19 protein-coding genes are annotated in these 26,483 nt (G+C 64.0%); 8 read left to right on the top strand and 11 right to left on the bottom strand.

The features are described 5' to 3' along the window. Positions 1-13: 13 nt before the first annotated feature. The 5 genes from accB to AB7M33_RS05915 all read right to left on the bottom strand — a co-directional run bounded on the left by accB (position 14) and on the right by AB7M33_RS05915 (position 6,691). Complete coding sequence (accB, locus tag AB7M33_RS05935; protein WP_027594950.1) at positions 14-472, bottom strand: acetyl-CoA carboxylase biotin carboxyl carrier protein; 459 nt, start codon at positions 470-472, stop codon at positions 14-16. 100 nt (positions 473-572) lie between these two features. Beyond that, positions 573-1,025 (bottom strand): type II 3-dehydroquinate dehydratase, encoded by a 453-nt coding sequence (gene aroQ / locus AB7M33_RS05930; protein ID WP_008093086.1) that lies wholly within the window; start codon positions 1,023-1,025, stop codon positions 573-575. A 179-nt stretch (positions 1,026-1,204) separates the two neighbouring features. Continuing rightward, positions 1,205-2,983 (bottom strand): protein-disulfide reductase DsbD, encoded by a 1,779-nt coding sequence (locus tag AB7M33_RS05925; RefSeq protein WP_454242571.1) that lies wholly within the window; start codon positions 2,981-2,983, stop codon positions 1,205-1,207. 218 nt (positions 2,984-3,201) lie between these two features. Then, the gene (locus AB7M33_RS05920) at positions 3,202-4,947 is read right to left on the bottom strand and encodes a methyl-accepting chemotaxis protein (protein WP_454244201.1); all 1,746 of its coding nucleotides are present in this window, start codon (positions 4,945-4,947) and stop codon (positions 3,202-3,204) included. 385 nt (positions 4,948-5,332) lie between these two features. Next, entirely contained in the window at positions 5,333-6,691 is a 1,359-nt protein-coding gene (locus tag AB7M33_RS05915) for a diguanylate cyclase (RefSeq protein ID WP_099428244.1), read from the bottom strand. Positions 6,692-6,940: 249 nt separating this feature from the next. On the opposite strand from AB7M33_RS05915, the gene AB7M33_RS05910 reads away from it, so the two are divergent. The 5 genes from AB7M33_RS05910 to AB7M33_RS05890 all read left to right on the top strand — a co-directional run bounded on the left by AB7M33_RS05910 (position 6,941) and on the right by AB7M33_RS05890 (position 11,897). Beyond that, positions 6,941-8,008 (top strand): DUF2333 family protein, encoded by a 1,068-nt coding sequence (locus tag AB7M33_RS05910; RefSeq protein WP_027594954.1) that lies wholly within the window; start codon positions 6,941-6,943, stop codon positions 8,006-8,008. Positions 8,009-8,010: 2 nt separating this feature from the next. Further along, a complete protein-coding gene (locus AB7M33_RS05905; RefSeq protein ID WP_454242570.1) occupies positions 8,011-8,547 on the top strand; it encodes an NUDIX hydrolase in 537 nt (178 codons plus the stop codon). A 272-nt stretch (positions 8,548-8,819) separates the two neighbouring features. Beyond that, positions 8,820-9,191, top strand: coding sequence for a translation initiation factor Sui1 (locus AB7M33_RS05900; protein ID WP_027594956.1), 372 nt, complete (start codon positions 8,820-8,822; stop codon positions 9,189-9,191). Positions 9,192-9,344: 153 nt separating this feature from the next. Then, the gene (gene speA / locus AB7M33_RS05895; RefSeq protein ID WP_027594957.1) at positions 9,345-11,258 is read left to right on the top strand and encodes an arginine decarboxylase; all 1,914 of its coding nucleotides are present in this window, start codon (positions 9,345-9,347) and stop codon (positions 11,256-11,258) included. 183 nt (positions 11,259-11,441) lie between these two features. Further along, complete coding sequence (locus tag AB7M33_RS05890) at positions 11,442-11,897, top strand: REP-associated tyrosine transposase (RefSeq protein ID WP_265969655.1); 456 nt, start codon at positions 11,442-11,444, stop codon at positions 11,895-11,897. 635 nt (positions 11,898-12,532) lie between these two features. Here AB7M33_RS05890 and AB7M33_RS05885 read toward each other — a convergent pair. Next, positions 12,533-13,870, bottom strand: a complete 1,338-nt coding sequence (locus AB7M33_RS05885) for an MATE family efflux transporter (protein ID WP_274886862.1) — start codon at positions 13,868-13,870, stop codon at positions 12,533-12,535. 154 nt (positions 13,871-14,024) lie between these two features. Here AB7M33_RS05885 and AB7M33_RS05880 point away from each other — a divergent pair, with 154 nt between their 5' ends. Continuing rightward, entirely contained in the window at positions 14,025-18,935 is a 4,911-nt protein-coding gene (locus AB7M33_RS05880; RefSeq protein WP_454242569.1) for an alpha-2-macroglobulin family protein, read from the top strand. 195 nt (positions 18,936-19,130) lie between these two features. On the opposite strand, the gene AB7M33_RS05875 is transcribed toward AB7M33_RS05880, so the two are convergent. Beyond that, positions 19,131-19,424 (bottom strand): hypothetical protein, encoded by a 294-nt coding sequence (locus tag AB7M33_RS05875; protein ID WP_454242568.1) that lies wholly within the window; start codon positions 19,422-19,424, stop codon positions 19,131-19,133. A 77-nt stretch (positions 19,425-19,501) separates the two neighbouring features. On the opposite strand from AB7M33_RS05875, the gene pbpC reads away from it, so the two are divergent. Together pbpC and AB7M33_RS05865 are read left to right on the top strand one after the other, a co-directional pair. After that, positions 19,502-21,856 (top strand): peptidoglycan glycosyltransferase PbpC, encoded by a 2,355-nt coding sequence (gene pbpC, locus AB7M33_RS05870; RefSeq protein ID WP_265969658.1) that lies wholly within the window; start codon positions 19,502-19,504, stop codon positions 21,854-21,856. Between the two features lie 93 nt (positions 21,857-21,949). Further along, positions 21,950-23,623, top strand: coding sequence for a ShlB/FhaC/HecB family hemolysin secretion/activation protein (locus AB7M33_RS05865; protein WP_454242567.1), 1,674 nt, complete (start codon positions 21,950-21,952; stop codon positions 23,621-23,623). 57 nt (positions 23,624-23,680) lie between these two features. On the opposite strand, the gene AB7M33_RS05860 is transcribed toward AB7M33_RS05865, so the two are convergent. The 4 genes from AB7M33_RS05860 to AB7M33_RS05845 all read right to left on the bottom strand — a co-directional run bounded on the left by AB7M33_RS05860 (position 23,681) and on the right by AB7M33_RS05845 (position 26,463). Further along, positions 23,681-24,457: a response regulator transcription factor gene (locus AB7M33_RS05860; RefSeq protein ID WP_454242566.1), complete on the bottom strand. Its 777-nt coding sequence runs from the start codon at positions 24,455-24,457 to the stop codon at positions 23,681-23,683. A 119-nt stretch (positions 24,458-24,576) separates the two neighbouring features. Then, complete coding sequence (locus AB7M33_RS05855; protein WP_027594964.1) at positions 24,577-25,047, bottom strand: A24 family peptidase; 471 nt, start codon at positions 25,045-25,047, stop codon at positions 24,577-24,579. A gap of 191 nt (positions 25,048-25,238) precedes the next feature. Beyond that, positions 25,239-25,808 (bottom strand): DUF4136 domain-containing protein, encoded by a 570-nt coding sequence (locus AB7M33_RS05850; RefSeq protein WP_454242565.1) that lies wholly within the window; start codon positions 25,806-25,808, stop codon positions 25,239-25,241. A 19-nt stretch (positions 25,809-25,827) separates the two neighbouring features. Next, entirely contained in the window at positions 25,828-26,463 is a 636-nt protein-coding gene (locus AB7M33_RS05845; RefSeq protein WP_085273990.1) for a DUF4136 domain-containing protein, read from the bottom strand. Positions 26,464-26,483 lie beyond the last annotated feature (20 nt).

The raw sequence follows: 26,483 nt of genomic DNA, 5'->3' as shown, positions 1-26,483 counted from the left end.
GGCTCTCCGCGGTTCAAACGATGGTGAACAGCGGCTGGTCGAACTCAACCGGCTGGCCGTCTTCTACCAGGATGGCGTCGATGACACCGCCGATCTCGGCTTCGATGTGGTTCATCATCTTCATCGCTTCGACGATGCACAGGGTGTCGCCTTTTTTCACCGACTGGCCAACTTCAGCGAAGTTAGGCGAGGTCGGCGATGGCTTGCGGTAGAAGGTACCGACCATTGGCGAGCGAACCACGGTGCCTTTCAGCGCCGGGGCAGCAGCTTCGGCGACAGGGGCAGCAGCGGCAGCGGCCGGGGCAGCTACAGGGGCAGCAGCCATTGGGGCGGGTGCGTAGAACTGCTGGGCAGCTGGGGTCTTGCTGTGACGGCTGATACGGACCGACTCTTCGCCTTCCTTGATCTCCAGTTCGTCGATGCCAGACTCTTCCAGCAGTTCGATCAGTTTCTTGACTTTACGGATATCCATTAATCATCAACTCCCAAAGGTTCGGTCAGGGGGCGTAATTGAAAACGTGTCTAAAACGTTTCTCTCAAACCCCGGCCCACTTAGGCCAGGGTCTCTGTCATCAGGGCTGTGCGTTGGCAGCCAGTTGTTCCAGCGCGGACTCCAGGGCCAGGCGATAACCGCTGGCGCCCAGGCCGCATATCACCCCTACGGCCACATCGGAAAAGTAGGAGTGGTGACGGAACGGTTCGCGTTTGTGCACGTTGGACAGGTGCACTTCGATGAATGGGATGCTCACCGCAAGCAATGCGTCACGTAATGCGACACTTGTGTGGGTGAAAGCCGCCGGATTGATCAGGATGAAGTCCACACCCTCGTTGCGTGCGGCGTGAATGCGGTCGATCAGTTCGTATTCGGCATTGCTCTGCAGGTACTGCAGATGGTGGCCCGCGGCGCGGGCACGTTGCTCCAGGTCCTGGTTGATCTGGGCCAGGGTCACGGCGCCGTAATGGCCCGGCTCGCGGGTCCCGAGCAGGTTGAGGTTGGGGCCGTGAAGCACCAGTAGCGTAGCCATCTGCGGATTCCTTGGATTTGTAGGGCAATTCGACACAGCGCGGCGAGTGTGCCGTAAAGCGACGGCAAGTGTCCAGTTCCCGGCAATAGCCAGCACGATGTCCGAGATTCGCGCGAAGTATGTGACCGGATAATTAAATCTGGTCACTGTCTTGAGGATTTTTCGCAGCTCGCCGGAAGTTATAGACCGAGTTTGCCGCGCACGCGCGTCAGAACCTCGGCGAAATCGCCGGCGTTTATCTCGCCTATCACCCGATCAGCGGCCATTTCGCTGCCGTTCGCCGCAAAGAACAGCAGCGCAGGCGGGCCGAACAGCTGGTAGCGGTCGAGCAGCGTGCGTTGCTCGGCGTTGCTCTCGGTGATGTCGAAACGCAGCAATTTGAAGGCGCTCAGCTGCGATTGCACCTGCGGCGCAGTGAGCACGTCGTGCTCGATCACCTTGCAGCTGATGCACCAGTCGGCGTACCAGTCCAGCAACACCGGCTGGCCTGCGGCCTTGGCCTGGGCCAGGGCAGCGTCCAGCGCGGCGGGGGTGGTGAGGGTCTGCCAGGCATCGGCCTTGACGGCCGGGCTGGCGCTGCCCGTGGCCATGGCGGGGGCAGGCAAGGGGCGCAGAGGGTCGCCCTGGCCGTTCAGTGCCCCGTACCAGCAGGCCAGGGCGTAAACCAGCAACGCCAGGCCGAGCAATTGCGCCAGGCGCTGGCGCGGGGTTTTGATGACGAATTCCAGGGCACCGAGGAACAGGGCCACGCCGGCAGCCAGGAAGCCGACCAGCAGCAACGTCACCTGGCCAGGCAGCACGCGGCTGAGCAAGCCGATGGCCAGCCCCAACAACAGCACACCAATGGCGTTTTTCACCGTGTTCAGCCAAGGGCCGCTCTTCGGCAACCAGGTTGCGCCACCGGTGGCCACCAGCAGCAATGGCGCACCCATGCCCAGGCCGAGGGCGAACAGCTTAAGCGCACCCCCCAGGGCATCGCCGCTGGCGCTGATATAAAGCAGGGCACCGGCCAGTGGCGCCGACACGCAGGGCGACACCAGCAAGCTGGAAAGCACGCCCAGCACTGCCGCGCCGACTAGCGAGCCACCTTTGGTGCGGTGAGCGAGCGAGTCCAGGCGATTGTTCAAGGCCTGCGGCAGCTTCAATTCGAACAGGCCGAACATGGCCAGGGCGAACACCACGAAGAACAACGCGAAAGGCACCAGCACCCAGGCCGACTGCAGCCGTGCCTGCAGGTTCAAGCCCGCGCCGAACAGGCCCATCAGCGCGCCCAGCACGGCGAAGCTGGCGGCCATCGATACCACGTAAGCAAGCGACAGCGCGAGGCCGCGCAAGCCGTTTGCCTGGCCACGCAGCACCACGCCCGAGAGGATGGGCAGCATCGGCAGCACGCAAGGGGTGAAGGTCAGGCCGACGCCGGCGAGGAAGAACAGCAACAGGGATTTCCAGCTCCAGGCCTGTTCACCTGTGGCCGGTGCCGCGCTGGGGGTGCCACCTTCGCCGTCGATGCTCAGGCGCGCGGTTTCCGGGGGGTAGCACAGGCCCTTGTCGGCGCAGCCCTGGTAGCCCACTAGCAGGGTGAACGCACGAGGGTCGGTGCGGGGCAGCTCGATGTCGAGCACGCCGTGATACACCTCGACGTCACCGAAGAACTCATCGTGCTTGGCTTCGCCTTTGGGGATGTTGGGCGTGCCCACAGCTACGTCGGCCGGCTCTGTGCGGAAATTGAAGCGGTGGCGGTAGAGGTAGTAGCCGTCGGTGGCGACGAAGCGCAGCTTGATGCTCTGGGCATCGGCCTGGATCAGGCTGAGCTTGAACGCTTCGTGCACGGGCAGGAAATCGGCAGCGTTGGACAGCGAAGCGGCGCCGAGGGTGGCGCTGGGGCGGTTGTCGAGCAGGCCCGTGGCGAAGGCAGGGCTGGCCAGCAGCAGGAACAGCAGGAGAAACAGGCGGCGCATGGCGGACTCGCGACGTGGAACGTGCTGGGCATGATAGCGGAGTTGGTCTTGATTTGGCGTGTGTCGACCGGGGGAACGACACATGGCCGATGGCTGATTCGCCTATACCGGCCCTTTCGCGGGGCAAGCCCGCTCCCACAGGTTCACGCCAACTTCAAGTGCAGAGGTCACCCTGTGGGAGCGGGCTTGCCCCGCGAAAGGGCCGGCCCAGGCAACGCTCACACCCTGAACGCCCGCACCGCCGTGCTCAGCTCGCTGCCCAGGCTCAGCAATTGCTCCCCTTGCTCACGCCCCTCGCCAATGCGCTGCAAATTGTCCTCGCCCAACTCGTGAATCCGCTCGCTATGGTCACGAATCTCGCTCACCGCACCGCTCTGTTGGGCCGTGACATCGGCAATCCGCACCGCCGTATCGGCAATGGTACGAATGGCGCGGACAATCTCGTCCAGCGCGCCATCTGCGGCCTGGGCCTGGTCGGCGGTGGCTTCGGCATGTTCCAACTGCGCCCGCATGCCCGCCACCGAGCCTCTGGCTGCTTGTTGCAAGCGGTCGATCAGTGTCTGGATCTCGCCGGTGGCGCCTGTGGTGCGCTGCGCCAGGGAGCGCACTTCGTCAGCCACCACGGCAAAGCCACGGCCCATTTCGCCCGCGCGGGCAGCTTCGATCGCGGCGTTGAGGGCCAACAGGTTGGTCTGCTCGGCAATCGAGCGAATCACCGTCAACACGCCGCCAATGGTGGCGGACTCCTCAGCCAGTTGTTCGATCATGCGGGCGTTACCCTGCACTTCGTCCACCAGTTCGCGTAACCCCGACAAGCTCTGGCCAATCACCGCCTGGCCGTGCTCCACCGCCCGGCCGGCATCGCGGCTGGCGTCGGCGGCGGCGCTGGCATCGCCGGCCACTTGCTGGATGGTCGCTTCCAGTTCACCCAGCGCGTCGCGAATCTGCCCGGTGTCGCCCGCCTGGCGCTCGGCACCGTCATGCAGGGCGGCGCTCATACCGGCCAGGGCATGGCTGCTGCCGGCCACCTGTTCGGCGTTGTGGCGGATGGTGCCGACCAGTTCCACCAGGTAGTGGCGCAGGCGGTTGAGCGATTCCTGGATGTCGTGCAGCTCGCGGTTGGTCTTGCCCAGGGCGATCGGCTCGGCGAAGTCGCCCTCGGCCCAGTGCGACAGGGCCGGCGCCAGGCTGGTCAATGTACGCGCCAAGCGCCGCTGCAGGGTGTCGATGAGCAGCGCGATCAGCAAGATCAGGCCGATCATCAGGCCTTGGCTGATACGCACTTCGGCGGCGATTTTGGCGTGCAGCCCGCGGACCTCCGGCTCCAGGCCGGCGATGGCCTGCTGCACCGCTTCAAGGCGTTGGCCCGTGCTGGCGGCCAGGGCGGCGCGGCGCTCGATTTGCTCGCGGGTGCGTTGCAGTTCGGCCGGGTAGCGCGTGAGCAGGCTCAGCAGTTCGCGCTTGAGGGCGACGGCAATGTCTTCCTGCTGCGCGCTGGCTTGGGTTTCCAGGCCCATCAGGGCGGCGAAATCATCGGCATTGGACTCGGCTGCACGGGTAACACCCAGCAACGGCAAGCTGTCGAGGGCCTGGGCCTGGGCGCGGATCAGTTGCAGCTCGCGCTCCACTTCGTCGGCCAGTTCAGGGCGGCCGCTGCTGACCAGTTTGTCCCGGGCCAGCGACAGGCGGCCCAGGTGCACGGTGGCGTCGAGCAAAGGCAGCAGATAGCGGTTGGCCTCGGCGCTGCCGCTGTCACGGGCGTAATTGGCCAGTTGTTCGAAGTTGGCCCCCAGTTCGCGCTCGGCTTGCAGTAACAGCGCTTGCGGGTCGCCGGCCAGCTTGCCGGCCGCCAGCAGTTCTTCGGCAGTAAAGGCCTGCAGGCTGTCGAGGCTGGGGTGCAGTTTGTCGGCCAGCGCGTCGGGCCATTCGGCCAATGCCGTCTGCAACTGTTGGTTAGCCTCCATCGCAGCGGCATGGCGCAAGGCATCACCACTGGCCAGGTAGGCCTGGATGTTGTGCGCTGCCTGGTTCTGGAACTGTTGGGACAGGCCCAGGTAGCGCTCCATCATCTGATAGGGGCGCTCCAGGGCACGCTGTGACCACCACAAGGTCACGGCCAGGGCGATACAGACGGTTACCAGCAACAGGGTGTTGAAATTGGTCAGCCACTTCAGGCGCATAGCCGCGAACTTCCTGCGGGGAGTGGGAGAGGTAAGCGCCTGAAGTTATTGCCATTTTGTGACGAGATGATGACGATGCTGGCCTGTCGCCATGCTGTAGGAGATTTCCGAACCCTTTGGCCGGCGCTCCCACAGAGTTCTTGCTAAATCAGTGAGCAATGTTTTGCTGCTAAGGCTCCACCCGAACCACGCAGTTACGCCCCGCGTGCTTGGCCCGGTACAACGCCTCATCCGCGGCACTGGCCATGGTCAGCGCATCCAGCTCATCGTCCAGTTGCACCACCCCCGCGCTGAACGTGCAGTTCAGGTCCCGTGGCTGCGCCGGATAGAGGATCTCGGCAAAACGCCGGCGGATTTCGTCCAGGACCTTGTGCGCGGCATCCAGGGCGGTGTTGGGCATGACGATGGCGAACTCTTCGCCGCCGTAACGCCCGATGAAGTCGGTCTTGCGCAGCCGTTGCTTGAGGAACAGCGCCAGGCTCTTGATCACCCGGTCGCCCATGGGATGGCCATGGCGGTCGTTGATCTTCTTGAAACGGTCGATGTCGAGCATGGCGAAGCTCAAGGGCTGCTGCTCGCGCCGGGCGCGGAAGCTGCAATCTTCGAGCAGTTGCAGGATATGGGTGTGGTTGTACAGCCCGGTGAGGCTGTCGCGCACCATGCGTGCCTTGAGGTGGCGGGCGCGGGCGGCGCGGTTGCGCACGGTGGTGATCAGGTGGCGCGAACGAAACGGCTTGGTGAGGAAGTCATCGCCACCTTCGCTCATGGCGTCGAGCTGCTTGTCGAGGTCGTCCTCGGCCGACAGGTAAATGATTGGCACGCTGACATAGCGGTCGTTGTGGCGGATTACCTTGGCCAGCTCCGGGCCGGTACAGGCGGGCATGTACAGGTCGAGAATGATCAGGTCCGGCTGGAAGTCGGCCAGTTCCGCCATGGTGCGGATCGGGTCGGTCAGGCTGCGAGTAATCATGCCCGCGCTGCTCAGCACCCGTTCGGTGTGCAGGGCCTGGGTGCGCGAATCGTCGATGATCAACACCCGCAGTGGGTCGAGCGGGGTAGTGCTGGTGAGCAGCTCGACCTTCTCCAGCAGGCTGGAGGCTTCCAGGGTGCCGGTCAGAAACTCTTTGCCGCCAGCGCGCACGGCGGCAAGGCGGGTCGGCGTATCGGTTTCGTGGTGGCTGAAGAACAGCAGCGGAATCGTTTGCGGCACACCTTGCTGAGCCTGAGCGGCCAAGTGCAGGCCCTGGCCGCTGCCGGTGAAGTCGACATCCATCACCACCGCCGCAGGCGGGCATTCACTGAGCGAAGCCCGAAACGCATCCGCACTGAACAAGGCCTGCACGCCGAGGCCGAAAAACTCCAACTGCTGGGCCAGGCGTTGGGCGCGCTCGTGGTCCTGCAAAAGGATGTACACAGGCTTGCGCAGCGGCGGCAGGGGCACCGGGTTGAGCGGGTCATCCTTGCGCAGGCCGGGACGCGACAGGTGCTGGGCGGGGCACTGGTGGCTCGGATCGACTGCTTGGCTCATGTCCTGGCTACTTTTGGGTGGGTGGTGTGCAGGTGCGATGATGGCTCTATGCTAGCAGCTCTTTTCCGTTGGGTGAGTGCCCTCCATCAACAAAGCGTTTAGAACGAATATTCAGTTACTGACCCACTGGTCGCTTATGCGTACGGCAGTGTCTGCTTTATAGTGCAGCGATGCGGGCTTGCCGTGGCACCCTGGCGAAGGCCTGGGGTCCAAGCCTCTGAACCGTCTTGACTGATTAAGGACAATGCCATGCTGGACTGGAAAAACCGCGAGGCCAAAGCCGAACCCCGCGAGCGTGTTGATGGCCGTGGCGCCGCCGCCCGTAGCTACCTGGGCGGCCTCTGGAGCCGTGCCCTGGGTACCCTGATCGGCCTGTACCTGCTGGTCTGTATCGGCCTGGGCTGGTACTGGAGCCAGGAGCCGGAGCTGTTCCCGGTGCAGCAGAACGCCCAGGCTGCGGCCGAGCGTAATGGCCAGCAGATGGTCATCGGCTATACCACCATTGAAACCCTCAAGACCGTCGCCGGTACCTTGCTGAACAAGCCGGGCGGTTACATTTCCAACGACCGCTTCCCGCCGGGGCTGTGGATGGACAACATGCCGAGCTGGGAATACGGCGTGCTGGTCCAGGTCCGCGATTTGTCCCGCGCGTTGCGCAAAGACTTCGCCCGCTCGCAGTCGCAGTCCACTGAAGACGCCGACCTGGCCAAGGCCGAGCCGCGCTTCAACTTCGACAACAAGAGCTGGATTTTGCCGTCGAGCGAGTCTGAGTTCGAAGAAGGCATCAAGTCGCTGAACCGCTACCAGACCCGCCTGGCCGCTGGCGACAAGGGCGCGATCTTCTACACCCGTGCCGACAACCTGAACAACTGGCTGGGCGATGTGGCTACCCGCCTGGGTTCGCTGTCGCAGCGCCTGTCGGCCAGCGTTGGCCGGGTCAAGCTCAACACCACCCTGAAGACCGAGTCGGTACAACCTGGCCAGGCACCGCAGGTTGACGAAGAGCTGGTCGAAACCCCATGGCTGCAGATCGACAACGTGTTCTACGAAGCCCGTGGCCAGGCCTGGGCGCTGTCGCACCTGCTGCGCGCCATCGAGGTCGACTTCGCCGATGTGCTGGCGAAGAAGAATGCCACGGTCAGCGTGCGCCAGATCATCCGTGAGCTGGAAGCCTCGCAGGAAGCGCTGTGGAGCCCGATGGTGCTCAATGGCAGCGGCTTCGGCATGTGGGCCAACCACTCGCTGGTCATGGCCAACTACATCTCCCGGGCCAACGCTGCGGTCATCGACCTGCGTCAGCTGCTGTCGCAGGGTTGATCGTGGCCATCAGCACCCAGGAAGCCGCCCATCGGGCGGCTTCCGACCGTGAGCTGGTTGCCTGGGTCGATGAAGCCGACCAGGTGCTCGGCGCCTTGCCCCGGGCAGAATTGCGCGAGCGCGGGCTGATTGGCCGTTGCACGTTCATCTTGCTGTTCAATAGCGCCGGGGAGTTGTGCGTGCACCGGCGTACCTTGAGCAAGGCGCTGTACCCAGGCTTTTGGGATGTGGCGGCGGGCGGCATGGTGACGGCGGGCGAGGGCTACGCCGAGTCGGCTGCGCGGGAGTTGGCCGAAGAACTGGGTATCGACGGCGTCGCGTTGCGCTTTCATGAACGGTTCTACTTCGACCAACCCGATAACCGCTTGTGGTGTGCGGTGTATTCGGCGGTGTCCGATGCACCGTTGCGCTTGCAGCCGGAGGAGGTGAGTGAGGCGCGGTTCATCAGCCTGGCGCAGGCGGAAGAAGAAAGCCAGACCAAGCCGTATTGCCCGGACTCGTTGGCGGCGTTGCAGCGGTACAAAGCCAGCCTATTGTAAAGCGGGGCCGCTCCTACAGGCGATTGCGGTGCCCTTGTAGGAGCGGCCTTGTGTCGCGAAAGGGCTGCAAGGCAGCCCCAGCGCCCAGGGGTCGCAAAACATTCGCAAAATGGCGCATTCCAGTACTTAGCAATCCCCTGATTTATCGTTACACTGCGCGCCCTTTTCGGGCTGTCGCAAGATCTTGCGGCAGTAGCGCCGCCCCTGCCAGAGTGGGGCTTCGCGGTCGGCTCCCGCCGACCAGTTTTTGTCCTCAGCACAGAGGAACAAAAGTGGCCAAGAAAGCTTCTTCCTTTTCCGCCCTTGGCGGTCTCGTGTTCTCCACCGATGCCGGTCGGCACTGCCCTGACTGTAGCCAGCCGGTGGATGCCTGCACCTGCAAGCAGCAAATCATCCCCGAAGGCGACGGCATTGCCCGCGTACGCCGGGAAAGCAAAGGCCGCGGTGGCAAGACCGTGACCACCGTCACCGGTGTGCCGCTGCCCCTCGATCAGCTCAAGGAGCTGGCCACCACGCTCAAGCGCCGCTGCGGTACCGGTGGCGCCTTGAAGGACGGGGTTATCGAGATTCAGGGCGACCATGTCGAGCTGTTGATCGGCGAGCTGACCAAACAGGGTTTCAAGGCGAAAAAGTCGGGCGGCTGAGGCCGTCGCGCGTTTTTTTGCCCAGTGCTTTCTAAACTCGTTCCTGTTGGAAGGGTCTACCCCTGAACCGGACGAATCGTCATTTTCAGCTTCTACACTGCGCCGGCCCTTTTCGTTGGGGCAGTGTTTTCGACTTATCTATAGGGGACTTGAATGTCCGTACGACGCACACGCAAAGACGATGGTAGCCAATGGACCGTGGCCGACAGCCGCAGTGTTTACGGCATCCGCCATTGGGGCGCTGGTTATTTCGCCATCAATGAAGCCGGGCGCGTCGAAGTACGCCCTAATGGCCCCAATAGCGCGCCGATCGACCTGTTCGAGCAGGTCGACGAACTGCGCCAGAGCGGCCTGTCGTTGCCGTTGCTGGTGCGCTTCCCCGACATCCTGCAAGACCGTGTACGCCAGCTGACCGGTGCCTTCGACGCCAACATCGCGCGCCTCGAGTACCAGAGCCAGTACACCGCGCTGTACCCGATCAAGGTCAACCAGCAGGAAGCGGTGGTGGAAAACATCATCGCCACGCAGAACGTCTCGATTGGCCTTGAGGCCGGCTCCAAGCCCGAGCTGCTGGCAGTACTGGCGCTGGCGCCAAAGGGCGGCACCATCGTCTGCAACGGTTACAAGGACCGTGAGTTCATCCGCCTGGCGCTGATGGGCCAGAAGCTGGGCCACAACGTGTTCATCGTCATCGAGAAGGAATCCGAGGTCGCCCTGGTGATCGAGGAGGCCGCCGAGCTCAAGGTCAAGCCGCAGGTCGGCTTGCGTGTGCGCCTGTCGTCGCTGGCGTCGAGCAAGTGGGCTGACACCGGTGGCGAGAAGTCCAAGTTCGGTTTGTCGGCTGCGCAGCTGATTTCGGTGGTGCAGCGCTTCCGCGATGCCGGCCTGGACCAGGGCATCCGCCTGCTGCACTTCCACATGGGTTCGCAGATCGCCAACCTGGCGGACTACCAGCACGGCTTCAAGGAAGCCATCCGCTACTACGGCGAGCTGCGTGCACTGGGCCTGCCGGTCGACCACATCGACGTCGGCGGTGGCCTGGGTGTGGACTACGACGGTACTCACTCGCGCAATGCCAGCTCGATCAACTACGACATGGATGACTATGCCGGCGTGGTGGTGGGCATGCTCAAGGAATTCTGCGACGCGCAGGGCCTGCCGCACCCGCACATCTTCTCCGAGAGCGGCCGTTCGCTGACCGCTCACCACGCCATGCTGGTGATCCAGGTGACCGACGTCGAAAAACACAACGACGACGTGCCGACCATCGAAAACAAGGAAGCCCTGCCCGAGACTGTGCAGTGGCTGGCCGACCTGCTGGGCCCGACCGACATCGAGATGGTCACCGAGACCTACTGGCGCGCTACCCACTACATGGGTGACGTGGCGGCGCAGTACGCCGATGGCAAGATCAGCCTGGCCGAAAAAGCCCTGGCCGAGCAGTGCTATTTCGCCGTGTGCCGTCGCCTGCACAACTCGCTGAAGGCGCGCCAGCGTTCGCACCGCCAGGTGCTGGACGAGCTCAATGACAAGCTGGCCGACAAGTACATCTGCAACTTCTCGGTGTTCCAGAGCTTGCCGGATACCTGGGCCATCGGCCAGGTACTGCCGATCATCCCGCTGCATCGTCTGAATGAAGAGCCGATGCGCCGCGCGGTGCTGCAAGACCTGACCTGTGACTCCGACGGCAAGATCAACCAGTACGTCGACGAGCAGAGCATCGAGACCAGCATGCCGGTGCATGCGCTCAATGAGGGCGAGGACTACCTGCTGGGTGTGTTCCTGGTTGGCGCCTACCAAGAGATTCTGGGTGACATGCACAACCTGTTCGGTGATACCGACTCGGTGAACATCTACCAGAATGCCGATGGCAGCGTGTACCACGCCGGTATCGAGACCCACGACACCATCGAAGACATGCTGCGTTACGTGCACCTGTCGCCGGAGGAGTTGATGACTCACTACCGCGACAAGGTCGCCAGCGCGAAGATCACCGCCCGCGAGCGGACGCAGTTCCTCGATGCCTTGCGCCTGGGGCTGACCCGCTCTTCGTACTTGTCTTCGTAATCGCCGGGGCCGCTTCCCCAGGCTAGCGCTGCCCTTTGGAGGGTGCGCTAACCCTGTGGGAGCGGCCTTGCGTCGCGAAAATGAGGGCGAAGCCCTCACCGACGTCACACCCGGAAATGATCCGTTCACAGTGTACTGACCTACCGTTGCTACCTTTGAATGCGATGTTCAAAGGAGAACGACATGGACTGTCAAGGCAACCACCGTTTGCGCGTTGGCCGGGTATCCGAACCCGGCCGTCTTTACCTTTTAACGACGGTCACCCGTAAACGCTATCCATTATTCCTCAACCTCTGGTTCGCCAGAGCCGTCGTCCAACAATTGCGCTTGAGTGATGAGGCGGGCAGCAGTCGAACGCTGGCATGGATTCTCATGCCAGATCACCTGCATTGGCTGATCGAGCTAAGGGCCAACAGCCTGGGAAGTCTGATGTGTTCGTTCAAGTCCAAAAGCGCCTGTGCTTTGTATCGAGTTGGCGCAGAACGACTGCATATCTGGCAACCGGGTTTTTTTGATCGCGCATTGCGTAAAGAGGAAGATGTCAAAGCGGCTGCGCGTTACATCATCGCTAATCCCATTCGTGCGGGGCTGGTAACGCGTGCAGGGCAGTACCCACATTGGGATTGTGTTTGGCTGTAAGTTAGCAGGTGAGGGCTGCGCCCTCATTTCGCGACGCAAGGCCGCTCCTACAGGTGAATGCGCATCCGTGTGTGCGGGACTGGTAACGCGTGCAGGGCAGTACCCACATTGGGATTGTGTTTGGCTGTAAGTTAGCAGGTGAGGGCTGCGCCCTCATTTCGCGACGCAAGGCCGCTCCTACAGGTGAATGCGCATCCGTGTGTGCGGGACTGGTAACGCGTGCTGGGCAGTACCCACATTGGGATTGTGTTTGGCTGTGAGTTAGCAGGTGAGGGCTGCGCCCTCATCTCGCGACGCAAGGCCGCTCCTACAGATGAATGCGCATCCGTGTGTGCGGGACTGGTAACGCGTGCTGGGCAGTACCCACATTGGGATTGTGTTTGGCTGTGAGTCAGCAGGTGAGGGCTGCGCCCTCATCTCGCGACGCAAGGCCGCTCCTACAGGTGAATGCGCATCCGTGTGTGCGGGACTGGTAACGCGTGCAGGGCAGTACCCACATTGGGATTGTGTTTGGCTGTAAGTTAGCAGGTGAGGGCTGCGCCCTCATTTCGCGACGCAAGGCCGCTCCTACAGATGAACGCGCATCCGTGTAGGAGCGGCCTTGCGTCGCGATGGGCTGCAAAGCAGCCCCAAAATCACTGAACCCACAGCCCCTTTTGCTGCAACCGCCACCCAACCCACCCCAACGTCACCGCCCGCAATGCCATGAACCCGAGAAACGCCAACCACAAGCCGTGGTTGCCAAACCCACTCATGGCCCACGCCACCGGCAGCGCAATCACCACCGACGCGAGCATCGCATTGCGCATCTCCCGCGCACGCGTCGCGCCGATGAACAATCCGTCGAGCAGGTAGCTCCACACCGCAATCAACGGCAGTACCGCCAAGTACGGCAGGTACGGGTAAGCCGCCGCCCGCACACTGTCGATATCGGTCTGCAGGTCGATGAACAGGTGCCCACCCAGCAGGAACAGCCCGGCAAAGCCAACGCTGGTGATCAGCGACCAACCGCACGCCACTACCAGCGAGCGGCGCAGGGTGTCGCGGTCGCGGGCGCCGATGGCGTGGCCGCACAAGGCCTCGACTGCATGGGCGAGCCCGTCGAGCGCGTAGGCGGTCAGCAGCAGGCCATTGAGCAGCAGGGCGTTGGCCGCCACCGTCGCTTCACCCAGCCGGGCGCCTTGCACGGTGATCAACAGGAACACCAGTTGCAATGCCAGGCTGCGTAGGAAGATGTCGCGGTTGACGGCCAGCAGCGGCCTCCAGGCCTGCCAGCGCTTGAGCGCCGCCCAGGCGATGTGCCCGGGGTACGCGCGCAAGGCCGGGCGGGTCAGGGCCAGGCCCAGCAGTGCGGCGCTCCACTCGGCAATCACCGAGGCCCGCGCCGAACCCAGCACCCCCCAGTCCAGGCCGAGCACGAACCACAGGTTGAGGATGATGTTCAGCAGGTTGGTGGTCAGAAGGATGGCCAGCGGCGCCCTGGCATTCTGGGTGCCGAGGAACCAGCCGACCAGCGCGTAGCTGGCCAGTGCCGCAGGCAGCCCGAGCAGGCGGGTGTGGAAGAAATCCTCGGTGGATTGCTGCAACGCTGCGCTGGGCTGCATCGCGTGCAGCGCCAACTGGCTGAAGGGCAACGCCAACAGGCCGATGACCACGGCAAAGCCCAGGGCCAGCAGCAGCCCTTGCACCAACACCTGGCGCAACGCCGCGCCGTCACCCCGCCCAGCAGCCTGGGCTGCGAAGCCGGTCGAGCCCATGCGCAGAAAGCCCATCAGGCCAACCATGAAGGTGAACAGCGTGGCGCCCACGGCAACGGCGCCCAGCTGGTGGGCGTGGGGCAGGTGGCCGATGACGGTGCTGTCGACCAGCGCCACCAGGGGTACGGAGATGTTGGAGAGGATCATCGGTGCGGCCAGGCCCCAGACCTTGCGGTGGGTAGGGCGGTCGCGCCAGTCGGTGGTCAGTTGAGACATTTCAATTCCTGGCATAAGCAGTGCCACAGTGTACCGGCCAGGCAACCAATTCGCGCGAACGCGGTCTCACCTGGCGCTACGCGGCGGGTGACGCGCCCGTCGTTGCGCTATAGTTGCTGCCCTCACGTACACGCTGCCTAAGAGTTCCTACTCCATGTTCAACAAAGGATTGTTGCTGGCCTGCGCGCTGGCTTTGCTCAGTGCTTGTGACTCCTCCGCGCCGGGCAAACCCGCGCCGGCCGAGAAACCGGCAGCCACCGCGCCCGCCGAGGCCCCAGCGGCCAAGCGCGAAGACCCTGCCGTGCTCGCCAAGCGCTACGAGGGCCGGGCGCTCACGGTGCTGGACGTCTCGGAAGTGCAGCTCGACGGCGCCAGCGCGCTGTCGATCAGCTTCTCCGCGCCGCTGGATGCCACACAGGACTTCGCCGGCAAACTGCACCTGGTCGACACCGTCAAAGGCAAGGTCGACGGGGCCTGGGAACTCTCCGACAACCAGATGGAACTGCGCCTGCGCCACCTGGAGCCACAGCGCAAGCTGGTGCTCACGGTCGACAAAGGCCTGCTGGCGGTCAATGGCAACGCGCTCGACAGCGAGTCGGTCACCCGCCTGGAAACCCGCGACATGCAGCCGACCATCGGCTTTGCCAGCCGCGGTTCGTTGCTGCCCACGCGCCTGGCCGAGGGCTTGCCGGTGATCGCCCTGAACGTCGACAAGGTTGATGTCGAGTTCTTCCGCGTGAAGCCCGAGATGCTCTCGACCTTCCTGGTCAACTGGGGGCGTAACAGCAGCCTGTACTACTACCAGTCCAAAGAAACCCTGGACATGGCCGAGCTGGTCTACAGCGGCCGCTTCGATCTCAACCCCGCGCGCAACACCCGCGAGACCGTGCTGCTGCCGATCGCCGGGATCAAGCCGCTGCAGGAACCGGGCGTGTACCTGGCAGTGATGCGTGCCTCGGGCACCTACGATTACTCGCAGCCTGCAACCCTGTTCAGCCTCAGCGACATCGGCGTCTCTGCGCACCGCTACCGCGACCGCCTCGACGTGTTCGCCCAAGCCCTGGAAGGCGGCAAGGCGATGAAAGACGTCAACCTCGAGGTGCATGACGAGAAGGGCAAGTTGCTGGCCCAGGCCAAGACCGATGGCGACGGCCACGCCGAACTGCCGATCACGCCCAAGGCCGATACCCTGATTGCCACGCAAGGCGTGCACACCACGTTGCTGCGCCTGAACACTGCGGCCCTGGACCTGGCCGAATTCGATATCACCGGCCCTCAAGCCAACCCTTTGCAGTTGTTCATCTTCGGCCCGCGCGACCTGTATCGCCCGGGGGAGACCGTGCTGCTCAACGGCCTGCTGCGCGACCAGGATGGCAAGCCGGTCAAGGCCCAGCCGGTCAGTGTGGAAGTGCGTCGCCCCGATGAGCAGGTCAGCCGCAAGTTTGTTTGGGAGGCGGATGGCAGTGGCCTCTACCAATACCAACTGCAACTGGCCAGCGAGGCGCCGACCGGTCGCTGGCAATTGCTGCTCGACCTGGGTGGCGGGCGCAAGCAGGTCTACGAGTTTCTGGTCGAAGACTTCCTCCCCGAACGTTTGGCGTTGGAGCTCAAAGGCAGCAGTGCACCGCTTGCGCCTGATCAGGACGCCCACATCCAAGTCAATGGCCGCTACCTTTACGGCGCGCCGGCTGCGGGTAACCGGCTGAGTGGCCAAGCTTACGTACGCCCGTTGCGCGAAGCGGTGCCGGCGCTGCCGGGTTACCAGTTCGGTTCGGTCACCGAAACCGAGTTGAACCAGGACCTGGAGCTGGACGAAGTCACCCTCGACCAGGCCGGCAAGGCAGTGGTCGATATCGAAAGCCGCTGGGCCGAAGCCCGCTCGCCACTGCAACTGACCGTGCAGGCCAGCCTGCAGGAGTCCGGTGGCCGGCCGATCACCCGTCGCCTGGAACAGCCGATCTGGCCTGCCGAACGCTTGCCGGGCCTGCGCGGCCTGTTCGAAGGCGAGGAAACCGACAGTGACGGCCCGGTGGAATTCGAGTTCCTGGTGGCCGACCGTGATGGCAAGAAGCTTGCGGCCAACGACCTCAAGGTGCGCTTGATTCGCGAGCGTCGTGACTACTACTGGAACTACTCGCAGAGCGACGGCTGGAGCTACAACTACAACGAGAAATTCCTCACCCAGAGCGAAGAGACCGTCAGCGTCAAGGCCGGCTCGACCGCCAAGTTGTCGTTCCAGGTCGAGTGGGGCCCTTACCGGGTCGAGGTCGAAGACCCAGAGACTGGCCTGGTGTCCAGCGAGCGCTTCTGGGCGGGCTATCGCGCCCAGGACAACGCCGAAGGCGGCGCAGTACGCCCGGACCAGGTCAAGCTGGCCCTGGACAAACCGTCCTACGCCGATGGCGCCACCGCCAAAGTCACGGTGACCCCGCCTGCCGCCGGCAGCGGCTACCTGATGATCGAGTCCAGCGATGGCCCGTTGTGGTGGCAAGAGATCGAGGTGCCGGCCGAAGGCAAGACCTTCGACGTGCAACTGGACAAGAAGTGGGCACGCCACGACCTGTATATCAGCGCCCTGGTGATTCGCCCCGGCGAGCGCAAGGCCAATGCCACACCGAAACGCGCGGTGGGCGTGCTGCACCTGCCACTCGACCGGGCCGAGCGTAAGCTGGCGGTCAGCTTGCAGGCGCCGGAGAAGATGCGGCCCAAGCAGCCGTTGACAGTCAAGTTCAAGGTGGCCAATGCCGATGGCAGCCCAGCGGCTGCGGGGCAGCAGGTGCATGTACTGCTGTCGGCAGTTGATGTGGGCATCCTCAACATCACCGACTTCAAGACCCCCGACCCCTTCACCAGCCTGTTCGGCCGCAAAGCGTATGGCGCCGACCAGTTGGACATCTACGGCCAGTTGATCGAGGCCGGCCAGGGCCGCCTTGCCAGCCTGGCCTTTGGCGGTGACGCGGCCATGGCCAAGGGTGGCAAACGCCCCAACACCACGGTGACCATTGTCGCGCAGCAGAGCCTGCCGGTGACCCTGGACGAGAAGGGCGAGGGCCAGGCCACGGTCGACATCCCCGACTTCAATGGCGAACTGCGGCTGATGGCGCAGGCCTGGACCGAGGATCACTTCGGCGTGGCCGAGGGCAAGACGGTGGTGGCTGCGCCGCTGATCGCCGAGCTTTCGGCACCGCGCTTCCTGGCCGGTGGCGACCGCACCAGCCTGGCGCTGGACCTGGCCAACCTGTCGGGCCGCGCCCAGCAATTGAATGTCGAGATCAGCACCGAAGGCCAGTTGAGCCTGGCGGCGAGCGCGGTGCAAAGCGTCGCGCTGGACGAAGGCCAACGCCGCACGCTGATGATTCCGGTGCAGGCCCAAGGCGGCCTGGGGCAGGGCAAGGTGCGCGTGCGGGTCAATGGCCTGCAACTGCCAAACGAGCCGGCCACTGCCTTCGAGCGTGAATGGACCTTGGGTGTGCGCCCGGCTTATCCGGCGATGCTCAAGCACTACCGGGTTGCCTTGAAGGACCAGCCATGGGCGTTGCCCGAGGCGGACCTGGCTGCCTTTGAACCGGCGGGCCTTGAAGCCAGCCTGGTCTTGTCGAGCCGGCCGCCGCTGAACCTGGCCGAACAGATTCGTGCCCTCGAAGCCTACCCCTATGGGTGCCTGGAGCAGACCACCAGCGGCCTTTATCCGTCGCTGTACGCCGATGCCGAAAGCCTCAAACGTTTGGGGATCAAGGGCGAACCGGCCGACGTGCGCAAGCGCAAGATCGAAATGGGCATCGAGCACCTGCTGGGCATGCAGCGTTACAACGGCAGCTTCGGCCTGTGGAGTTCGGACAGCGAAGAAGAGTACTGGTTGACCGCCTATGTCACCGACTTCCTGCTGCGCGCCCGTGACCAGGGCTACGGCGTGCCCGCCGAGGCGCTGAAGAAGGCCAACGAGCGCTTGCTGCGCTACCTGCAGGAACGCAACCTGATCGAGGTCGACTACAGCGAGAACGCTGACCATACCCGCTTCGCCGTGCAGGCTTATGCTGCCCTGGTTCTGTCGCGCAGCCAGCAGGCGCCGTTGGGTGCCTTGCGCGGGTTGTTCGAACGCCGTGCCGACGCCCGCTCCGGCTTGCCGCTGGTGCAACTGGCGGTAGCGCTGGAGAAGATGGGCGACAAGCCACGTTCCGAGCAGGCCCTGCAAGCCGGCCTGGGTATTGGCCGCAGCAAAGGCTGGATGGCTGACTACGGCAGCAGCCTGCGTGACCAGGCGCTGATTCTGGCGCTGTTGCAGGAGAGCAACCTGGCCAGCAAGCAGGTCGACCAACGCCTGTTCGCACTGTCGGACGAGTTGGCGGCCAACCGCTGGCTGTCGACCCAGGAACGTAACGCGCTGTTCCTCGCTGGCCGTGGTTTGCTCGGCAAGCCGGAAGGCAAGTGGCAGGCGCGTCTGGACAGCGCGGGCGAGATCCGCGAGTTCAACAATGCCGAAACCGGCCTCAAGCTCGAAGGCCCGCTGTTGGCGTCGCCGCTGACGGTGCAAAACGAAGGCAGCGAGACGCTTTACCAGCAGCTGACGCTGTCTGGCTACCCGCGCCAGGCGCCGGCAGCCGGTGGCAATGGTCTGCAGATTCGTCGTGAGTACCTGGGTATGAATGGCCAGGCGTTGGACCTGCACAACCTGCGTAGCGGCGACCTGGTGCTGGTGCACTTGGCCCTCAAGGCCGAAGACCGTGTGCCGGATGCGCTGGTGGTAGATTTGCTGCCAGCGGGGCTTGAGCTGGAAAACCAGAACCTGGCACAGAGTGCGGCCAGCCTGGAGAATGCCAGCAGTGCCGTGAAAGAGTGGCGTGAGTCGATGCAGAACGCCAGCGTGCTGCACCAGGAGTACCGCGATGACCGTTACGTCGCAGCGCTTAAGCTGGACAGCTATGGCACCACGCACCTGCTGTACCTGGCGCGGGCAGTCACGCCGGGCACCTACCGTGTGCCGCCGCCGCAGGTCGAGTCGATGTACCGCCCGAACCTGCAGGCAGTGAGCGATGGGCAAGGCGAGATGACCGTCAAAGCCCGTTAAAAGCCTGCGCTCGAGGCTTTGCTAATGTGTGCTCGGGCAGGTGTAGGAGCGGCCTTGCGTCGCGAAAGGGCCGCAAAGCGGCCCCAGCATTATCAAGGGTGACGCCGAAATCCTGGGGCTGCTATGCAGCCCTTTCGCGACGCAAGGCCGCTCCTACACACAGCGAGCACACACTGCGAGGTGCGGCGATGGCCTTTAGTGAATCACCCAGCTCATCACCCACAACCCCAGCACCAACCAGATGATCCCGAGGATGATCGAAGCGCGCATGAAGGCGCGGATTGCCGCGTACAGCAGCATCAGGCCGACGACCAGGGCAAGGATGCTGACCAGCGAGGTGTCCATGCCCAGGGTGCGTGCCAGGCCATCGATGAAATTGCCGCCGGCATTGGCCAGCAGGTTGAACAGCCCGCTCAATGCGTCGACGATAAAGCGGATCAACGACCCGAGTGCGTGGCCCAGCCACCCGAAAAAATCTTCTACATGCATAGTTGCTTCCTGATCAACACACCGGCGAGGTTGCCGTTCCCAAGCCTTTGGCCATCAGTTGGCCAAGTCGGTTCCCGATGCCAAGCTTAGCGCGGCCGCGCACGCGTGCGGGCAGGATTGTGCGTGGTAGCGCCATCACCCTGGTCCTGGCTGTGGGCCTGGTGTGGCTGGCCGACCGTATCTGGCCGTTGCCCATGCCCGGCGACGACCTGGCGCGGGTGGTGCTGGCCGAAGACGGCACGCCGTTGTGGCGCTTTGCCGACGCCGATGGCGTGTGGCGCTACCCGGTCAGCCCGGAAGAGGTCTCGCCGTTGTACCTGCAGGCGTTGCTGACCTACGAGGACCGCTGGTTCTATCGCCACCCTGGGGTTAACCCGCTGGCCCTGGCCCGTGCGGCCTGGCTGAACCTGCGCGGAGGGCGCGTGGTGTCGGGGGGCAGTACGTTGTCGATGCAGGTGGCGCGCCTGCTCGATCCGCATGACCGGACGTTGGCCGGCAAGCTGCGCCAGTTATGGCGTACAGCGCAGCTGGAGTGGCACCTGTCGAAGCGCGAAATCCTGCAGATCTACCTCGACCGTGCACCCTTTGGCGGCACCCTGCAGGGCGTGGCAGCGGCCAGCTGGGCGTACTTGGGCAAATCGCCCAAACACCTGACACCTGCCGAGGCGGCGCTGCTTGCGGTGCTGCCCCAGGCACCCAGCCGCTTGCGCCCGGACCGCCACCCCGAGCGTGCCCAGCGTGCGCGCGACAAAGTGCTGCAGCGCCTGGAGGAATACCAAGTATGGCCTGCCCAGCAGCTGAAGGAAGCTGCCGAGGAGCCCTTGCTGCTGGCGCCGCGTCAGGAGCCGGCCCTGGCACCGTTGCTGGCGCGGCGGCTGAACACGGCGAATAGCCCGCCGCTGATTCGCACCACCCTAGACGCAGCCTTGCAAAGGCGCCTCGAAGACCTGCTGCTGGGCTGGCGCGCACGCCTGCCGGAGCGCACGTCGGCGGCGATCCTGGTGGTCGAGGCGCAGACCATGGCAGTGCGCGCCTACCTGGGTTCGATCGACCTTAGCGACGCACGCCGCTTCGGCCACGTCGACATGGTGCGCTCATTGCGCTCGCCCGGTTCCACGCTCAAACCCTTCCTCTACGGCATGGCATTGGATGACGGCCTGATCCACTCCGAATCGCTGCTGCAGGATGTGCCCAGGCGCTACGGCGACTATCGGCCCGGCAACTTCTCGATGGGGTTCAGCGGGCCGGTGTCGGCCAGCTCGGCACTGGCGCTGTCGCTCAACCTGCCGGCCGTTCAGTTGCTGGAAGCGTATGGCCCGAAACGCTTCGCCGCGCAATTGCGCATGGCCGGCATGCCGCTGATGCTGCCGCCCTTGGCCGAGCCCAACTTGTCATTGATCCTCGGGGGTGCGGGCAGCCGCCTGGAAGACCTGGTCGGCGGTTATGCGGCGCTGGCCCGGGCCGGCAACAGTGCGCGCATCCGCCTGCAGCCGCAGGACCCGCTGGTAGAGCGACGCCTGCTGTCGCCAGGGGCGGCGTGGATTATCCGGCGTATTCTGAGCGGCCAGGCACGCCCCGACCGCGACCCGCACGCCGAACTGGTGCAGCGCCCGCAACTGGCCTGGAAGACCGGTACCAGCTATGGCTTTCGTGACGCCTGGTCGATTGGGGTCGGCCCGCGCTACTTGATTGGTGTATGGATCGGCCGCCCCGACGGCACACCGGTACCCGGGCAGTTCGGCCTGGCCTCGGCGGCGCCGTTGATGCTTCAGGTGCATGACCTGCTAAGCAACCGCGATGCCCAGCGCGGTATCAGCGTGCCGGTCGAGCAGGTGCCCGCTACCATCGGCGTGGCAGCCATCTGCTGGCCGCTGGGCCAGCCGATGAATCGGCAAGACCCCAACTGCCGCCGCCAGCGCTTTGCCTGGACCCTCGACGGCACCACACCGCCGACCTTGCAGGCGGCCGATCAGCCGCTCGGGCTGGGCCTGCGCGAGCGCGTCTGGGTCAATGCGCAAGGGCTGCGGGTCGACGGCAGTTGCCCGGGGGCCAAGGTACGCGACATTGCGCTCTGGCCGGCCCCGCTGGAGCCTTGGCTGCCCAGGGTCGAACGGCGTGCAGCGCGCCTGCCGGCAGTAGACCCGGCCTGCCCACCGCAGGCGCCCGCCAGCGCACCCCCGCTGTCGATTGTCGGCGTGCGCCCGGGGGACAACCTGCGCCGTCCGGCAACCAGCAGCGAACCGTTGCAATTGCACGTTTCCGCCTTGGGCGGCGGCGGGCGGCGCTGGTGGTTCCTCAACGGTCAGCCGTTGGGCGAGACCCAAGGCCAGGACAGCCTGCTGGTACGTTTCGAACGGCCTGGGCAGATCGAGCTCAGCGCGCTGGATGAAAGTGGCGAGACCGCGCGGGTGGCGTTTCAGGTCAGCGAGTAGCCGTTCGACGATTGCCGGGCCAGCACCTACGCTTTGCACAAGACGGGTGTGACCGGCTGGCGCCCCGGTACACGAGGGATCATGGAGCGTCCTATGCGTCCTCTGGTCATACCTCTTTTGTTGCTGCCCTTGGCCTTGATGGCCCGCGCAGAGCCGTTGCCGGGCTTTCTCGACAGCCACGAAAACGAGCGTCGCCTGCCCGCCGCCAACCTGCCGCTGGACACCTACCGCCCACTTGCCCCACGCCTGCAGCTGGCGCTGCCGAACGCCAGCGCGGCAGGCTGGGCGCCGCTGGAGACCCGCCTGGTGTTGCACAAGGTGCGCTTCGAAGGGGGGACGGTGTTCCCTTTGAGTGACCTGCGTGACCACTACCAGCCGTTGATCGGGCGTGAAACCACGCTGGGCGAGTTGCAGCAGTTCACCGCGCGCCTTACTCAACGTTACCGGCAAGAAGGCTACCTGCTGTCGTACGCTTACCTCCCGCCGCAGGATGTCACTGAGGGCCGTGTTGAGGTGGTGTTGGTCGAGGGCTATATCCACGGGTACCGGCTGGAAGGTGACATCGGCTCGGCCCGCACCTACCTGCAGCAGTTGCTGCAGCGCTTGCAGGCGGAACGCCCGCTGACGCGGCAAACGCTCGATCGTTATATGGGCCTGGCCGAGCGCCTCCCCGGCGTGGCAGTGGACGCTGAATTGGCTGCGGCGCAGTCGCCTGAGGGCGCCGCTCAGCTGACGGTCCACGCGCGGCGTACGCCGTTCGCCGCTGGCATTACCGTAAGCGATGGCAGCCGTGAGGACGCCCAGGCGCTGTTCACCGTCACCAGCAACGCCCAGACCCGCTATGCCGAACAGTTTCAGGCAAGCGTGTTGTTGCCGCCCGGCGATGACCAGGCGCATTACCAGCGGTTGGACTACAGCCAGTACCTGGATGCTGAAGGCAGCCAGTTGCTGGTGTCTGCTTCGCGCTATCGCAGCACGCCGGGCACCCGAATTCGGCTGGAGGACGGTAGCGATTTGACTCAGCAGCGTGAAAGCGAGCGTTATTCGGTTGGCCTTGGCCAGCCGCTGATCGTCAAGGCGGATGAGTGGATGACGGTGGCGGGGCGTTTCTACGCGATCAGTGAGCACCTCGAAGATCGGCCTGCGGGGCTGTTGCCGTCACACCAGTACGACAGCTACGTACGCGCGGTGTCATTTGAAGGCAATTGGCGCAAGGCCGACGATCGCCGCTTGCGTATTGTCAGTGCCGGTGTCTATCAAGGCCTGGATTACCTGGGGGCACGCAGCGACGCCGACTATGACCTGGACTTTCTGCGTTTTCGCCTCTCGGGTTTGCAGAGCGATGTGTTGTTCAATGATTGGCAGGGGGTGGCGTCTGGTGCCTTGTACTGGAGTGACGACACGCTGCCCGACAGCGAGCGGGCGGTGTTTGGCGGGCAAACTTTCGGCCGCGGTTATCCACGCGACCAGGCAGCGGGGGACAAGGGGTGGGGGGTAGCGTACGAGCTTGGCTACCGTGTTCGGCACAACGGTAACTGGCTGAAGGTGCTGCAACCCTATGCGGTACTCGATGCTGCGCAGGCCTGGTACAACCGCAGCAATGTCGAGGATGCCCACATGGCGTCCGCTGCGCTGGGGCTGCGGTTGGGGGATGGGCGCTACTTCAATTTGGCGGTGGAGGTCGCGAAGCCCTTGGCCGATGTTGCCCTGGATAGCCTGAGCCGCGGGCCACGCGTGACGCTAAGCCTTACCTACCAGATGGAATGAGGCGTGGGGCTAATGGCCTATCAACGGCAAATCGGATGCCGCTGACAGGCCAGTATTTCAATGAGCGGTAAAGCGCTGATGCACCGGTGAAGAACTCGGCGTCAGCGCGAGGGCCAGCTGCGTGCGGTTGTGCATGTGTGTCAGGCGCAGCACCTGGGAAACGTAGAGTTTCACGGTGTTCTCGGTAATGCCCAGTTCACAGGCAATTTGGTAATTGGTCTTGCCTTTGCTCACCAGGCGGGCCACTTCCAGTTGACGCGGCGACAGCTTCTCGAAGACGGCGGGCAGCTCGTTTTCATTTTCTTCAACATCGCTGGCACGGCGGTGCACGCCTTGGCCGCGGGCCTTTTCCAGGTCGTGGTAGAGCTCGTCGACCGACTCTGCCAGGTCCTGCAGGCGCTGGTTGAGGCCACCGAGGTCTTTCATGTTGCGCTGACGCTCCAACAGCGTCGCTTCCTGACGGCGTAAGCCTTCGAGCAGTTCGTCAAAATCTACCGGTTTTTGGTAATAGTCGACAAAGCCCGCGCGCAAGGCGCGGATCACGTCCTGCTTGTCGGCACGACCGGTAAGCATGATGGCTTCGAACATGCGCTTGTTGCCGGCCAGCTCCTTCAAGGCGCGGACCAGGTCGATGCCATCACGCTCGGGCATGTGCAGGTCGCACAGCACCAGGCCAATCTTCGGGTCGGCCGAGTAGCGTTCGATGGCTTGGGCGGTGGAATGGGCTGGGACGCACACGTGGCCCTGGCTTTCGAGGTATTCACACAGTTGTTCGACGATCAATGGCTGGTCATCGACCACCAGCACCTTCACTTCACTGGACGGCTTGTTCACGATCAACTCCCTGTTCGTAATCGGCCCTGCTCCCGGGCTAGACACTCCGGCAGCTTAAAAGTAGTCGCACTTGGCGATTCTGTACAAGGTCCGTACAAGTTATAGGACAACAGGGATGATTATTGGATCCATACCGCTGTCAGCATAAAGCCCGCCAGGACGTACGGTACGAAGGCCTGTTTGTCGCCCATTTGCTCCGTCAGGGCCTGCAAGCGCTTCTTGACCTTAGGGTTGAGCAAGGTCCACAGGCGGCGACGCGACAGCAGCCAGAGCACGACTGTGATACCCGCACCAATGAAGGTGCCGAGCACATATTGAGGACTGGTGGCGAGCGCCAGGGCGCCCATCAATTTGACGTCGTCGGCGCCGAAACGCCCGAGCATGTAGCCGGGTAACGTCAGCAGCATGACGATGGCCAACGCCCAACCGGCGTCGCTGGCGTCGGCACCGATCCAGCTGTGGCCGGTGGCGAACAGCCAGGCCAGGGCGCAGGCCGCGACGCCCAGGGTCAGCGCGTTGGAGATCTGCCGTTGACGCACATCCTGTTCGGAGCACAAGGCAAGCCACATCAGAAGAACAATGCTTTGCATTGGCAGGTCGCCTTCCCTAATTGTTGAACACTTCTACCCGGTCAGTCAGGTTTCCTTGAATTCAGGGTAGACGCGAAGTTGCAAGCGGGCGCGGCGGGAAGGGAAAAAGGCGTGACGGGGTCAGAAGATGTCGCAGCTGACGGGGCCTGTGTTGGCCCATCGCCGGCAAGCCGACGATGGGCCTCGGCGCATTACTTCTTGCTGCCGGGTGGGTAGTTGCTCAGCACATGGGTCACCGTATTCTGGATCGCGTTGTTACGTTCTTCCGGGCTTGGCGGGTAATTGTTCATGATCTGTTCAGCACTGCCACGCCAGACCAGCTTGTCGTCCCGCCCATCGAACATGTCGACCTGGATGGTGGCGACCTTGTAGTCGACGCTGCGGGTTTCGTTGTACATCGGCCCGCCCCAGTAGCCACCCCAGTAACCACCCCAGCCACCGCCATAGTTGGTAGTGATCTGCTGCTGACGCTGCTCGACGATGAGGTAGGCGCGCACTTTCAGGTCAGGCCGCGCATTGCCCTGTGCCGGGCGCAGGCCGCGTTGGTCGAGCTGGTCGGCCACGGCCTGGCGAATGCGCTGCTCGGTCAGGTCGCTTTTGATGCGAGGGTCGTCCGGGCGGTATTGCAAGCCGGGTTCCTGCCACGCCCAGCTGCGGTAGGCGGCAAAATCGCGGCTGGCGTCGAAATCCTGCTGGACGTTGTTGCTCGAGCAGGCCGTGAGCACCAGCGCGAATGACAGTAGAACGAGACGGCGCAACATGATGGTTCTCCGTTAAACGTTAACTGGGAGGATAGCCGCTGAGCGCCTTGTGCACCGAATCACGCAAGGCGCTTTCGCGATCACGCGGCGAGTCCTTGTCGCTGTTGCTTTCAGCACTGGCGCTCCACACCGGCTGGCCGCTGCGAGCGTCGTACAGGTCGATGCGTACCACCATCACCTCCACCTCGTAGGTGCGCACGATCGGCGTGCTGGCATAGGCACCGTAGCCGTTGCGGTAGCCGCCGTAACCCACACTGCCGTAGGGGTAGGGGCCGTAGTAGGGGTCGTAGGTGTCGTAGTCACGTACTTGGCGCAGGCGTTTTTCCAGGCGCATGTCGGCGCTTACCAGCAAATCGCCGGCGCTGCCCCGGGCAGGGCGCAGGCCATGCTGGTCGAGCGCGCCGCTGATGGCATCGGCCAGTTGTGCCGGGTCGGCATTGGCTGTGCCGCTGGGCAACTGGCCGTCACGCCAGCTCCAGCTGCGGTAGTGCCCGTAGTCGCGGGCGGGTGCCGGGTAGGCACTGGCATCGAAGGTGGTGGCCGCCTGCGCAGGGGCGGGCGGTAAGGGGCGGCTACTGGCGACATACGGGTTGCTGCCCTGGCAGGCAGCCAGGGCAAGGGGCAGCAGGGCCAGGCACAACAGACGGTACGGCATGTATTCCTCCCGGCGGGCGG

It is taken from the genome of Pseudomonas sp. Y3 TE3536 (genome assembly GCF_053629175.1).
Note: the sequence above shows the minus strand (reverse complement) of the source record. Positions and strands in the feature narration are given on the sequence as shown.